The organism is Clostridium cellulovorans 743B, assembly GCF_000145275.1.
In the GTDB taxonomy this organism is placed as follows: domain Bacteria; phylum Bacillota; class Clostridia; order Clostridiales; family Clostridiaceae; genus Clostridium_K; species Clostridium_K cellulovorans.
This window is the reverse complement of record NC_014393.1, coordinates 3336363-3349404: the sequence shown is the minus strand read 5'-3', so window position 1 is coordinate 3349404 and position 13042 is coordinate 3336363. Positions and strand designations below refer to the sequence as shown.

General features: G+C 29.4%; 12 protein-coding genes and 1 tRNA gene. 9 read left to right on the top strand and 4 right to left on the bottom strand.

All coding sequences use genetic code 11. The annotated features are described in order from the left end of the window. Positions 1-180 precede the first annotated feature (180 nt). Entirely contained in the window at positions 181-1416 is a 1236-nt protein-coding gene (hydF, locus tag CLOCEL_RS13685) for a [FeFe] hydrogenase H-cluster maturation GTPase HydF (protein WP_010076624.1), read from the top strand. Between the two features lie 3 nt (positions 1417-1419). Further along, positions 1420-2217 carry a metallophosphoesterase gene (locus CLOCEL_RS13680; RefSeq protein ID WP_010076623.1) on the top strand — a complete coding sequence of 266 codons (798 nt, stop codon included), beginning with the start codon at positions 1420-1422 and terminating at the stop codon, positions 2215-2217. Between the two features lie 88 nt (positions 2218-2305). Here CLOCEL_RS13680 and CLOCEL_RS13675 read toward each other — a convergent pair whose 3' ends face one another. Both CLOCEL_RS13675 and proC read right to left on the bottom strand, forming a co-directional pair. Beyond that, a complete protein-coding gene (locus CLOCEL_RS13675) occupies positions 2306-2644 on the bottom strand; it encodes a P-II family nitrogen regulator (RefSeq protein WP_010076622.1) in 339 nt (112 codons plus the stop codon). Between the two features lie 320 nt (positions 2645-2964). Next, complete coding sequence (gene proC / locus CLOCEL_RS13670) at positions 2965-3771, bottom strand: pyrroline-5-carboxylate reductase (RefSeq protein WP_010076621.1); 807 nt, start codon at positions 3769-3771, stop codon at positions 2965-2967. Between the two features lie 206 nt (positions 3772-3977). Here proC and CLOCEL_RS13665 point away from each other — a divergent pair, with 206 nt between their 5' ends. From CLOCEL_RS13665 to CLOCEL_RS13635, 7 genes are all read left to right on the top strand, one after another. Beyond that, positions 3978-4493, top strand: a complete 516-nt coding sequence (locus CLOCEL_RS13665; protein ID WP_013291791.1) for a DUF1648 domain-containing protein — start codon at positions 3978-3980, stop codon at positions 4491-4493. Between the two features lie 164 nt (positions 4494-4657). Next, entirely contained in the window at positions 4658-5389 is a 732-nt protein-coding gene (locus CLOCEL_RS13660) for an NAD-dependent protein deacylase (RefSeq protein WP_010076619.1), read from the top strand. Between the two features lie 95 nt (positions 5390-5484). Continuing rightward, the gene (locus CLOCEL_RS13655) at positions 5485-6198 is read left to right on the top strand and encodes a nuclease-related domain-containing protein (protein ID WP_013291790.1); all 714 of its coding nucleotides are present in this window, start codon (positions 5485-5487) and stop codon (positions 6196-6198) included. A gap of 144 nt (positions 6199-6342) precedes the next feature. Beyond that, a complete protein-coding gene (gene polA / locus CLOCEL_RS13650) occupies positions 6343-8931 on the top strand; it encodes a DNA polymerase I (RefSeq protein WP_010076617.1) in 2589 nt (862 codons plus the stop codon). Between the two features lie 162 nt (positions 8932-9093). Further along, on the top strand, positions 9094-9690 hold the full coding sequence (gene coaE, locus CLOCEL_RS13645) for a dephospho-CoA kinase (protein WP_010076616.1): 597 nt from the start codon (positions 9094-9096) through the stop codon (positions 9688-9690). Beyond that, a complete protein-coding gene (locus CLOCEL_RS13640) occupies positions 9687-10253 on the top strand; it encodes a lytic transglycosylase domain-containing protein (RefSeq protein ID WP_010076615.1) in 567 nt (188 codons plus the stop codon). Before coaE ends, CLOCEL_RS13640 begins: the two co-directional genes overlap by 4 nt. A gap of 290 nt (positions 10254-10543) precedes the next feature. Next, positions 10544-10628, top strand: a tRNA-Leu gene (locus CLOCEL_RS13635). Between the two features lie 268 nt (positions 10629-10896). Here CLOCEL_RS13635 and CLOCEL_RS13630 read toward each other — a convergent pair. After that, positions 10897-11514, bottom strand: coding sequence for a HutD family protein (locus CLOCEL_RS13630; RefSeq protein WP_010076614.1), 618 nt, complete (start codon positions 11512-11514; stop codon positions 10897-10899). Between the two features lie 537 nt (positions 11515-12051). Continuing rightward, positions 12052-12918: a phosphatidylinositol-specific phospholipase C gene (locus CLOCEL_RS13625; RefSeq protein ID WP_010076613.1), complete on the bottom strand. Its 867-nt coding sequence runs from the start codon at positions 12916-12918 to the stop codon at positions 12052-12054. Positions 12919-13042 lie beyond the last annotated feature (124 nt).

Sequence of the window (13042 nt, the reverse complement as noted above, 5' to 3'; positions counted from 1 at the left end):
TGAAGACATTAGTTGAAATAAAAAAAAATGTGGTATACAATTAGCTATAATAAATTAACTATATAAAATTTATAACTTAAGTAGTTGATAAAGAAGAAACATGTAATAAATAAATTTAAATCTTTTTAAAAATATTTGTATAGGTAAATACACGTAATTTATTGTGTTTAGGAGGAAAAGATGAGTTTAAATGCAACACCAAGAAGTGAAAGAGTACATATAGCTTTGTTTGGGAAAAGAAATGCAGGAAAATCTAGTGTAATAAATGCCATAACAAATCAACAATTATCGATAGTATCTGACATTGAAGGAACTACAACAGATCCTGTATATAAGTCTATTGAAATATTGCCCATTGGACCTTGCGTTATAATAGATACAGCAGGACTTGATGATGTTGGGGAACTTGGAGATTTAAGAAGAAATAAAACCCTTGAAGTTCTAAATAAAACTGATATTGCTCTAATTGTAGCAGATAGTACAAAAGGAATAACAGGCTATGATAAAGAAATCATAGCAGAAGTGAAGAAAAAGAAAATTCCTTTGATGATTCTAATGAATAAAATAGATGAAAGAAACTTTGAAGTTAATGAAATTGAGAATTTAAAAAAAGAGTTTGATTGTGAGGTTCTTAAAGTTTCAGCAGTTACGAAAGTTGGAATAAATGAGGTTAAAGAAAAGATAAGTTTTTTAATTCCTCAAGATAAAGAGAATTTTAGATTATTAGAAGGACTTGTAGAACCAAAAGATGTAGTAGTTCTTGTTACTCCAATTGATACAGGTGCTCCAAAGGGAAGAATGATTCTTCCACAGCAACAAGTAATAAGGGAACTTTTAGATAGTGATGCTATAGCTATGGTTACAAAAGAAAATACATTAAAAGAAACTTTGGAAAGCTTAAAGGAGTCCCCAAAACTTGTAATAACTGATTCTCAAGCTTTTTCAAAGGTGTCCAAAGTAGTCCCAAAGGACATAAAATTAACAGGGTTCTCTATAGTTTTTGCAAGATATAAGGGAGAACTTACAGAACTGATCAAAGGTGTTAAAGTACTAGAGAAACTAAAGGATGGAGATAAAATTCTTATTTCAGAGGCTTGCACTCATCATAGGCAGGAAGATGATATTGGAGCGGTGAAAATTCCCAAGTGGATTAAAGAAAAAACCGGCAAGAATCTGGAGTTTCATCATAGCTCAGGAGGAACTTTTACTGAAGATGTTAAGAAGTATTCTTTGATAGTGCACTGTGGAGCCTGCATGATAAATAGAAAGGCAATGCTTAAACGAATTGATGATGCCAAAGTATATCAGGTACCAATAGTAAACTATGGAATACTAATAGCTTATTTGAATGGAATGTTAGATAGAGCCTTAGAACCATTCCCTGACGCTAAAAATATTTATGAAAACAAGGAATAGTTTATGTTTGAAGCCAAATATATATTTAGTTTACTGATAATAATAATTTTATATATTGTTTTTGAAATAAAGTTTATAAAGACTAATAGATTAGTAATAAAGACAGATAAAATCGATAATGGTGATTACATAAAGATATTTCAACTTAGTGATTATCATAATTCAAAGGTTAACTCTCAAATTATTTCGAAGATTAGGGAAGAGAGACCAGATATAGTAGTAATTACTGGAGATATAATAGATAAACGAACAAAATCATATAAAAATGTATACAGTTTATTAAGAAAAATAGTTGAGATAAATAAACGAGTGTATTTTGTAAATGGAAATCACGAATGGAAGAGTGGTAAGTTATTTGAGTTTCTAGAACACCTTGAGAATATAGGGATAAAACTTTTGAACAATAAGATGGATATAGTGGAAGTAAGAGGAATGAAAATTAATTTATGTGGAATAGATTGTTTCCCTATATATTGCGATTTTGAGGAAGCAAAAAATAATTTAGATAGTAATACTTATACTATATTATTATCTCATAAGCCACAGATTACAAGGTTTGAAGGGGTTTCAAAAATTGATTTAATTTTAAGTGGGCATACTCACGGCGGACAGATAAGATTACCATTCATAAGACCATTTTTAAAGGATAAGGATGGGATTTCTTCTAGGTATGATAAAGGGTTATTTAATATAAGAAATCTTAAACTATATATTGACAGTGGCGTTGGTACTACAAGGTTTCCAATAAGACTTTTTGTTAGGGGGCAAATTTCTTTAATAACTTTGACTTCTAACAATTAGAGTGATTTACCATAGAAAGTTAAAACCTCTTTAATTCATAGTTTACATGAATTAGAGAGGTTTTAACTATTAATTTTTTATAAAGTTTTTATATAGCAGAGTTGCCTCTTTCGCCAGTTCTAATACGAACTGCATCTTCTACATTATAGATAAATATTTTTCCATCACCAATATTTCCAGTAGAAACTACCTTACAAATACTATCAATTATTCCTTCAAGATCCTCAGCTGATACTACTATTTCAACTTTTATTTTTGGTAAAAGGTTTACTTCTATTTCGGTTCCTCTATAGTATTGAGTAGTCCCTTTTTGATTACCAAACCCCATGATATTTGTAATCATCATGCCTTTAATTCCTAGGTTATTTAATTCTTCTTTAAGTTCTTCTAATCTACCTGGATTAATTATAATTTCTAATTTCTTCATAATATTCATTCCCCTCCAATATCCTTCTAGAAGTTTTTGTAACCTAAATGTATATTATTTATGATAGCTACTATCCATATGGTATTTCATATAAGATATCTTTTGTATGAACAATAAAGATTACTTTATCTTATTATTATTCAATAACTTATGGATTATTGCTAAAAATTTCTGTTATTCATGAGAATGTCAAATGGCATTCTAAAATTTGATAACTTTACATAGTTAATTCTAGCATTAACATAGAATAAACTTCTAGGTTAATTAAATTTGAAGAATATATAGCCCCCTAACTTTTATCATAAATTATGTAAGGATAATTATTGGCTCATTTTTTGTGATTTTTCTGCACAAGTATTTACAGCACTTATAACAGCAGATCTAAAGCCAAGCTTTTCTAAAGTTGCTACAGCTTCAATAGTTGTACCTCCTGGTGAGCATACGTTGTCTTTAAGTTTTCCAGGATGTTCACCTGTTTCTAACACCATTTTTGCAGAACCAAGAACTGCTTGAGCAGCAAATTTATATGCTTTGTCTCTTGGCATACCTTGAAGTACAGCACCATCAGCAAGAGCTTCGATAAACATATAAACATAAGCAGGGGATGATCCACTAACGGCAGTAACTGCATCGATAAGTTTTTCATCTATTACTTCTCCTTTACCAAAGCTATTGAAAATAGCAAGGACATCAGATATTTCATCTTCTGGAACTTCTGTGTTAGGGCAAAGGGCAGCCATTCCTTCACCTACCATGGCAGGAGTATTAGGCATTACTCTTATTAATTTTATAGGTTTTCCAAATGCTGATTCTATTGAACTTATAGATTTTCCAGCAGCAATAGATACGATTATTGTAGAATCATCAACCGCTCCTTTAATTTCCTTTATAACTACAGGATATATGTTTGGTTTTACAGCCAAAATTAATATTTCTGACTTTGAAGCAACATATACATTATCAGTTGTAGTTTCAACTTTGTATTTTTCTTTTACAGTATTTAAAGCTTCTTCAGATTTGTCACTAACTACTATGTTTTCTGAATTAGTAAGCTTTGAATTTATTATTCCACCAATGATAGCTTGAGCCATATTACCGCTGCCTATCAATCCTATTTTCTTATTCATAAAAACACCTCCAAATTGTATAGATATACACTTTTTATTTAATATCTAAATTCCCTTGTAGTCAATGGTATATACATCCTAGAAATGGATATAATTATTATGAGTGCATAATAATTGTAACACTATTTTCAAGATATTGAAAATAAATTACTATAAGGATGTAATTTGTAAAAAATATTATGTGGGAAAAGGAGATGAGTTGGGAAATGAAAAAATATAAGAAAAGACCTATTTTTAAACTTCCACTCTCAGAATTTGAAGCTATCGTAGAGATAATTGATATATTGATGTTAGTTTTTAGCACAATAATTACTTATAGATATTGGGGGTTATTGCAGGAAAGAGTTCCAACTCACTTTAATTTAATAGGGCAAATTTCTGAATGGGGTGGAAAAGGGAGTCTTTTATTGATGCCAATTGCTATGGTCATTATTTATTTCTTTATAACGATTCTAGAAAAGTACCCCCATATATATAATTATCCGAAACCAATAACAAAGGAAACAGCAAAAAATCAATATAGAATAGCTAGACAATGTTTAATGATAATTAAAACAATAATATTATCATTCCTTTCATATTTTTATTGGCAGAGTATTCAAAGTGCAATACTATTAAAGAGAAATCTAAATTTTTGGTTTATCCTTATTTTTATAGTAGCGCTTTTTTCAACTTTGGGATACTATATCTATAAGCTTATAAATAACTCAGAGGTTATTTAATAAGCTGTATGATAACTAAAGGTGGATTATAGTTAATAAAGCTATAAGAATCTAAGCAGTTAAAATTTAATATGATAGTTATTAGTAATAAGATAAGTTATATGGTGTAAAGATATATTAGTTAAATTTAGATATATAACTTATGGCTTTTATGGAGGCATTTTATGAGTATAGAAAGATTAACAGAAATAATAAGAAACAGTGATAATATAGTGTTTTTTGGTGGTGCAGGGGTTAGTACTGAGTCTAATATTCCAGATTTTAGAAGTTCCAATGGTTTATTTAATGAAAAGCTAAATATTACATTCACTCCAGAGCAATTAGTGTCACATACATTTTATATTAAGTATCCTGAGGAATTTTTTAAGTTTTACAAAGATAAACTCATTTATCCAAAGGCAAAACCTAATGCAGCTCATTTAGCTTTAGCTAAGCTTGAAGACCTTGGTAAGTTAAAAGCTATTGTAACACAGAATATTGATGGGCTTCATCAAGCGGCAGGCTCTAAAAACGTTTTTGAACTTCACGGATCGGTTCATAGAAATTACTGTTTAAAGTGCCATTCTTCTTACGATGCAAAATTTATTTTAGAGGCTAAAGGTATTCCAACCTGTACTAAGTGTGGTGGTAATGTAAAACCTGATGTAGTTCTTTACGAAGAAGGTTTAGATGACGATATAGTTACAGGGGCAGTGGAAGCCATTTCAAAAGCTGACGTATTGATAATCGGAGGTACTTCTTTAGTTGTTTATCCAGCAGCATCACTTATAAGATATTATAATGGAAATAAGTTAGTATTAATCAATAAGTCAGAAACACCATATGACAATAATGCAGACTTAGTTATTAATGATTCAATAGGAAAAGTCTTAAGTTCAGTGATGGAGAAGCTATAATTAAAAATTTATGATATGATTAAATTACGACAATAAGATAAGAGAGGATGCAGTATAGTGAAGCTTTTTAAGTGTTCATCATACAAGGTGTTGACGTGAGTAAAGTATACAACGGGAAAAGTAAGCTTAAGAAGGATAGAAACATAAAATTATTAAAGGCTATCCTTGGATTTTTAGTTATAGGGTTCATGACATTTTTATTTATAAGAATAGATCTAAAATGGTATATAGCACTTTCTGTGTCAGGAGTATCTTTTATATATAGTTCCTATAATATAAAACGCTATAGAATTATAAGTTCAGGTGTTAATGGTGAAAATGATGTAAGAAGGCTATTAAAGTCTTTGCCAAGCAATTATACTGTATTTAATAATCTTTTAGTGCCTTCAGCTACTGGAAGACGTGAGCTAGATTTAGTGGTGGTAGGAGATAATGGTATCTTTGTTGTTGAGGTAAAAAACCACAAAGGTGTCATTACTGGAAATGCGGCAAGTAAAACTCTTACTCAGAATAAAAGAGGACAAAATGGTGGTGATTATTCAAAGCCTATTGATAATCCATTAATACAATTAAAAAGCCAAATGGCAGCTTTGGGTACAGCTGTTAGGAAAAAAGGTATACAAGCCTATGTAGATGGAATGGTATACTTTTGTAATGAAGATTGTACAGTAAGGCTTAGTGGTGACGCATGTAATGTTACTGATAGCGAAGATGTATTGATTAAATATATTAAAAGTTCCACAAAAAATAAGCTTTCAAGAAAAGATAAGGAAAACACTGAAAATTTATTAAAAGGGTATCTTCAATAAACTATTTTATTTTAAATAGTTTATTTTCCTTTTACCCATTTGAGTATCTTTGTTATAATAAAATGATTAAAGATGTTAATAATGTATTTAGACATCGGATTTTTAGATGTCTTATAATAGTTTATATAATTTGGAGGACATAAGGTGGGAAAATTAGTTATTTTAGATGGTCATAGTCTCATGAATAGAGCATTTTATGCAATACCACCCCTAACGACTGCAGAAGGACTTCACACTAATGCTATTTTTGGTTTTATAAATATGCTTTTTAAGATCAGGGAAGATATAAAACCTGATTATATAGTAACAACTTTTGATAGAAAGGCGCCGACATTTAGGCATGAAGAGTATCAGGATTATAAAGCTGGACGAAAAAGGATGCCTGATGAACTTCATGAGCAATTTGAGCCTTTAAAAGATATTTTATCAAAAATGGCTATCAATATTTTTGAAATCGATGGTTTTGAAGCTGATGATTTAATTGGAACTTTAGCTGTAAAGGCTGAGAGTGAAGGTATAGAAGTATACATAGTAACAGGAGATAGGGACGCACTTCAGCTTGCTTCAGATAACATAAAAGTATTACTTACGAAAAAAGGCGTATCTGAAAGGGAAGTTTACGATAGAAACCGTATGATAGAGGATTATGGTGTTACACCAACCCAGTTTATTGATGTAAAAGGATTAATGGGGGATGCTTCTGATAATATTCCGGGAGTTCCTGGCATAGGTGAAAAAACAGCGTATAAGTTAATAAAGGAATATGGATCTATAGAAGGAGTTTTAGATAATTTAGATAAACTAAAAGGAAAGATAAAAGAAAATCTAGAAAGTCATTGTGAGGATGCGATATTTAGTAAAAAGCTAGCGACAATAATTACGAATGTACCAATAGATATAGATTTAGATGATATAAAATCTCAAGAAGCCTATGATGTGAAGGCACTTAGAGAATTGTTTTTTAAGTATCAATTTAAAAGTCTTATAAATAAGTTGCCAGAAGAAGAAAATCAAGGACAAAAGCCAGCTGTGGAAGTAGTTATAGAAAAAATAAGTACATTAGTTGACTTTGAAAAACTTACAGAAAACGTAGATACTGAGCTTTTCATAGTACATGAAATATCAGGAAAAGAAAAGTTTTCGCTTATGAAATTAGAAAAGCTATATATACATAATTCAAAATCCTATGAAATAGAAGTACAAAAACTTTTTGAAGAGAACGAAGAAAAATCTAAAGAATATCTAAAAAAGTTATTTGAAAATACTTCTGAGAAGATTATTCATAATGCAAAAAACCTATTTACAGTCTTAAGTAAGTTGGATATAGATATAAATAATTTTGTTTTTGATACAGAAATCGCTGCTTATTTAATAGAATCCAGTGATAAAGAGTATACGCTAAAAACTCTTTTTGAAACTTATTTGCATGAAACATATCAAGATATTTCTCAAGAAATATCAAATCTTAGCAATTTATATCAAAGATTAAAGGAAAAAATCAAAGAACTTCAAATGGAGGACCTTTTATATAAAATAGAGTTGCCATTAGTGAAGGTTCTAGCAGATATGGAGAAAGTAGGCTTTAAAGTTGACAGAGAGCAACTCGACCAATTAAGAGAAAAGTTTATCAATGAAATTACTGTATCTCAAAAGGAAATATATGAAATGGCTGGAGAAGAGTTCAACATAAGTTCTCCAAAGCAACTAGGTAAGATACTTTTTGAAAAGTTAGATTTACCTGTAATCAAAAAGACAAAGACAGGTTATTCTACTAATGCAGAAGTACTTGAAAAGCTTAAGGATAAGCATCCTATAATAGATAAAATTACATACTATAGACAGTTGACTAAACTTAATTCTACCTATGTTGAAGGGCTTATTCATGTAATTGATCAAGATGGAAGGATACATTCTAGTTTTAATCAAACAGTTACAACTACTGGTAGATTATCAAGTACAGAACCGAATCTTCAGAATATACCTATAAAATATGAGATGGGTAGAGCTATTAGAAAGGTTTTTGTTCCTAATGATGAAGAGAGTTTAATATTATCAGCAGACTATTCTCAAATTGAATTAAGAGTATTAGCGCATATGGCTGATGATGAAAATATGAAAACTGCATATTTAGAGCATATAGATATTCATACAAAAACTGCTTCTGAAGTTTTTAACCTTCCTTTAGACCAAGTTACTAAAGAAAAAAGAAGTGCAGCAAAAGCAGTTAACTTTGGAATAGTTTATGGTATAAGTGATTTTGCATTAAGCGAAGATTTAAAAATATCCAAAAAGGAAGCAAAACAATATATAGATACTTATTTTAGTAGATATCCTAAAGTTAAAGAATATATCAGTAGTACAATAGCTAAAGCTGAAAAAGAGCTGTATGTAAATACGATTTTTAATAGAAGAAGATTTATACCTGAAATAACATCCTCAAATAAGATTGTTAAAGCATTAGGAGACAGATTGGCAATGAATGCTCCAATTCAAGGAAGTGCTGCAGATATAATAAAATTAGCTATGGTAAATGTCTCCAAAAGGTTAAAAGAAGAAAAATTAAAATCTTCATTAATACTTCAAGTGCACGACGAAATAATTCTAAATGTCTATAAGGATGAACTTGAAACAGTAAAAGAACTTGTTAAAAAAGAGATGGAATCAGTTATTGATTTTTCTGTTCCTTTAGAGGTAGATATAAACACAGGAACTACTTGGTATGATGCGAAATAACATCTATAAAGATGATATAATTAATTGATTTTATGTTAGATATTCAAAAACAAGTATTTGGTCAAAATAATTGACCAAATACTTTGATAAAAGAAAAGCTTTTGGTGTAGCTTCATGATCAAGCATATATAGTTTATATTTATCAAAAGTAGAGGTGAAAGCATGATAAAGGTTGGAATTACAGGAGGAATAGGTTCAGGAAAAAGTACTATTTCAAAATATCTTATAAAAGAAGGCTATAGAATTATTGATGCAGATATTATAAGTAGAGAAGTTTTGATTAAGTATCCTGAGATCCTTAATAATATTAGAACTACTTTTGGAGAAGAATATTTTTGTGGGAATAGTTTAAATAGAGCAAAGCTTGGTGAAGTTGTTTTTAAAGATCAAGAAAAAAAGCAACTTTTAGAGGATATAATAATTCCATATATAATAAAAGAAATAGATGGAAAATTTGAAAAGTATCAGAAACATGGGCTCAAAATAGTTTTTTTAGATGCTCCTACATTAATTGAAAATAACCTTCATAAAACCATGGATAAAAATATCTTAGTTTGGGTAGATAGAGAAACACAAGAGAATAGAGTGGCAACTAGGGATAAGTTATCATTAGATCAAGTCAATGATAGGATAGATGCTCAACTTCCTTTAGATGAGAAAAAAAAGTATGTAGATTACATTATAGATAATACTGGTAGTGTGGAAGAGACATATCAGCAAATTGATAAATTATTAAAGGTGTTAAAGGGGGAAAAATGAAGAAAAAGAAAAGGTCCTATAAGCTATTAATAGTTTTTTTAGTCGTTGTACTAGCTGTTGTTAATATAAAAAACATAGGAAGAATGATATTTCCTATAAAATATGATGATGTTATAATTAAATATTCAACAGAATATAAATTAGACCCTTACTTAGTGGTGGCAATAATAAAAACAGAAAGTAATTTTGAACCTATGGCAAGATCAAATAAAGAGGCTATAGGACTTATGCAAATTACTCCATCAACGGCAAGTTGGATTGCTGAGAAAAAAGGGATAAATAATATAACAGAAGAAGAGTTATTTAATGAGGAAACAAATATTTCCTTTGGATGTTGGTATCTAAATAATTTGTATTTAGAATTTAAAGATTGGGATTTAGTTATAGCGGCTTATAATGGTGGAAGAGGTAATGTAAACAAATGGCTTAGCAATGAGGAATATTCAAATGATGGAAAAAGCCTTAAGTATATTCCTTTTGAAGAAACGGACAAATATTTAGAAAAGGTGAAGCATTATCAAAAGGTTTATAGATATTTTTATGAAGAAAAATCTATATTTTGATATTATTTGTTTTAAAAGGTATGGGTAATAAAGAATTAATAAATGGTCTTCTTTTATTTTATAAAAGATCCATTATTTAAATATCATCGAAATTCTATGAATATATTGAAAGACCAATATATCCTATGAAGATTCTTTACTGAAACTTATATACATAAAAGTTCTGTAGGTAAATCATATAGTATGTTAAGGGGTGGCGGTAGAGTAGAATAAGGTCGCCCCTTGTAATAAAAAAACACTTTATTTTATTAGTAAAATCTGATAGAATAGCTTTTGTAAGAAAAATATATGCAGGTGTGCTGGAATCGGCAGACAGGCACGTTTGAGGGGCGTGTGTCACATGACGTACGGGTTCAAGTCCCGTCACCTGCACCAAATAAAAAGACATTTAAACATTTACGAAAAATTTAATAAAAAAATAACACACACGCCGAAATATTAAAAAGTAGGGTAAACGTGTGTGTTATTTTTTTCTTTTCTATATTTATACCATTGAAAATATACATTTAGGAGTTGTAAAAATGATTTTTAACCTTGAAGTATAGATGTTAAATAGAGCAAATGCTACATTACTTTGATTAAAGCTAGTTCCCAAAAATCATAATGTTAATCTTTATGTAAAGGTAATTTACAGTCAGACAAGCTAGTTACAATAAATTATGCTTACTATTATATCAGTAGTTTCTAAAGAGTTGTTATAAAGCATGAATTCATGAGTATAGCTTGAATTTATACAGTTAACTAATACTAAATCATTTTTAACAGTTTCAAAAATTTTATTATCAATAGTAGAATTAAATCCACCATTTACAGTATAAAAGCAAATTGCTACTAAAGATTTATTTAATGAGGTTTTATATTGGAATTTAAGTTGTTTACCAGGGCCAATGTTAAGATGAAGTAATTCACCATCATAATTTTCTCTTGTCATCAAATTGAAAACAGAAGATTTACCATAAGTTTTAGTTGTCCAATCGCCCATAAAATCGTCTTGTTCAAAGGAACTAAGTAGCTTCTTGTACTTATTTTCGTGTTCAAGAGTTAAGCTTCCTTCTATAACCATCAATTTACGCGAAATTTTTGGTAGACTGCTAAAAGTAGATTCTGGTATATCAATCTTAGCAACTCCCAATCTCCATAAAAAATTTTTACTGGCATAATCAGAATTTAAAGGATAAGTTGTCAATTCTGTAGCCATGCCTCCAGACCAAAATGTTGGCTTATAATTTTCTTGCCTTAGTAATTCTACACTATAATTCATATATTAATAGCACCTCTTCTTACATATCTTTTATTTTCATAATAAGCTGAAATATTAATCCATAGTTTTCAAATGTAGTATCAGTGGTAACAAATATGTATTTTATCTGTCGCACCTGATCAATGATTTCTTTCCAATTCTGCTAGAAGGCTATCATAGGATCATAAATTAAGAAAGGTCTCAGCCTCATAAAGAGTTTTTCTTTAAGATATATTATTATGAAATACCGTACAAGTTTAGCGTAACATATTTTGATTCCAGTGAAAATATTAAACCTCATAAAAAATGTCTACGAGCTGATATTTAATTTGATAACTTGTGATTTTATAACTATAATGGTATTTATGTGAAAATACTAAGAGGTGTAAGATGAAGCATAAAGTTCTAATAAGAGTGACGTATATCTTTCTAATTTCCTCTAACTTTCCTTTAATGAAGCCTTTGCATATGCAGCTGAAAATATATCAGCAATACAAAAAAAGGCCAAAGAAAGGCATGTTTTTAAAACAAACCTTTCTCTTAAAGTAAATAGAAGTATTAGAAATTAGTTGCTATAATTTTAGAACTCAAATCTTGATCAACAAAATCCATTCCAGTGATACCGAAATTACCTTTTGTATTCGAATTAAAATAATTTCTAAGTCTCGAATTGATATCATCAGAAACTTTAGGGATGCTTGGTATTCCAAATAACAAAGGTTTATATCCGCTTGTATTGTTTATATATAATAAATTTGAATTTTGAGAATTCTTTACGGAATTATATGCATTTAAAATAGAATTCCACTTTACATTGTTATCTTTTACTACGAAGTCATCTTGAATTTTTAGCTTATCCCATGTGATTCCACTTATTTTATTGCTATTGAATTTTTTAATTAAAACGATTTTTCCTTTAGATTCTTCTAAGGTAGGAATTCTATCTTCTGTATACCACATATTTTTGGTTGGGGTAATATAATTAATCATTAATGTATCATCAAAACCTCGAGTGTTATCTGATGATTTATACTCTTCTTGAATACTGATTAAAATACGCTCTGAAGGATTATTATGTAAAAAATTTATACATTCATTTAATACGTCGCCAAAGTTTGTTTTTTGGTATACCATACCATGGTGTATAGCGAAGATATTTTCAATATGGCGACATCTTATATCTAAGTAACGTACACCTGAATTTAGTTGTTCTGTTATTGAAAGATTTTGACATTTTGCAGTGCCAGAAATAGTTTCAACACGTGCAGCGGAGTCATGCGTTCCAGGAATTGATATCTGTGATAAACTCTTGCTTTGATCTAATGAACCCATCCAGTTTGAAGTTGTGTAAGCACTCGCATTAATAAAATTCATTGATGCAAATAACAATGTTGATGCTAATAAAATTGATAATTTTTTCTTCATAAATAAAAACCTCTCTTTGTTTTCATAGTGTAAATTAAATTTACAAAAGTTATTATAATATAGTCTCATGTAAAAAACAACAATAAATGTAAAATAATTACTAAAACTATAGCTGTTCGTCTTA

Bases quoted from the DNA above. Each gene is read 5' to 3' on its own strand.
- hydF (WP_010076624.1), top strand. From the start codon at position 181: ATGAGTTTAAATGCAACACCAAGAAGTGAAAGAGTACATATAGCTTTG.
- CLOCEL_RS13680 (WP_010076623.1), top strand. From the start codon at position 1,420: ATGTTTGAAGCCAAATATATATTTAGTTTACTGATAATAATAATTTTA.
- CLOCEL_RS13675 (WP_010076622.1), bottom strand. From the start codon at position 2,644: ATGAAGAAATTAGAAATTATAATTAATCCAGGTAGATTAGAAGAACTT.
- proC (WP_010076621.1), bottom strand. From the start codon at position 3,771: ATGAATAAGAAAATAGGATTGATAGGCAGCGGTAATATGGCTCAAGCT.
- CLOCEL_RS13665 (WP_013291791.1), top strand. From the start codon at position 3,978: ATGAAAAAATATAAGAAAAGACCTATTTTTAAACTTCCACTCTCAGAA.
- CLOCEL_RS13660 (WP_010076619.1), top strand. From the start codon at position 4,658: ATGAGTATAGAAAGATTAACAGAAATAATAAGAAACAGTGATAATATA.
- coaE (WP_010076616.1), top strand. From the start codon at position 9,094: ATGATAAAGGTTGGAATTACAGGAGGAATAGGTTCAGGAAAAAGTACT.
- CLOCEL_RS13640 (WP_010076615.1), top strand. From the start codon at position 9,687: ATGAAGAAAAAGAAAAGGTCCTATAAGCTATTAATAGTTTTTTTAGTC.
- CLOCEL_RS13630 (WP_010076614.1), bottom strand. From the start codon at position 11,514: ATGAATTATAGTGTAGAATTACTAAGGCAAGAAAATTATAAGCCAACA.
- CLOCEL_RS13625 (WP_010076613.1), bottom strand. From the start codon at position 12,918: ATGAAGAAAAAATTATCAATTTTATTAGCATCAACATTGTTATTTGCA.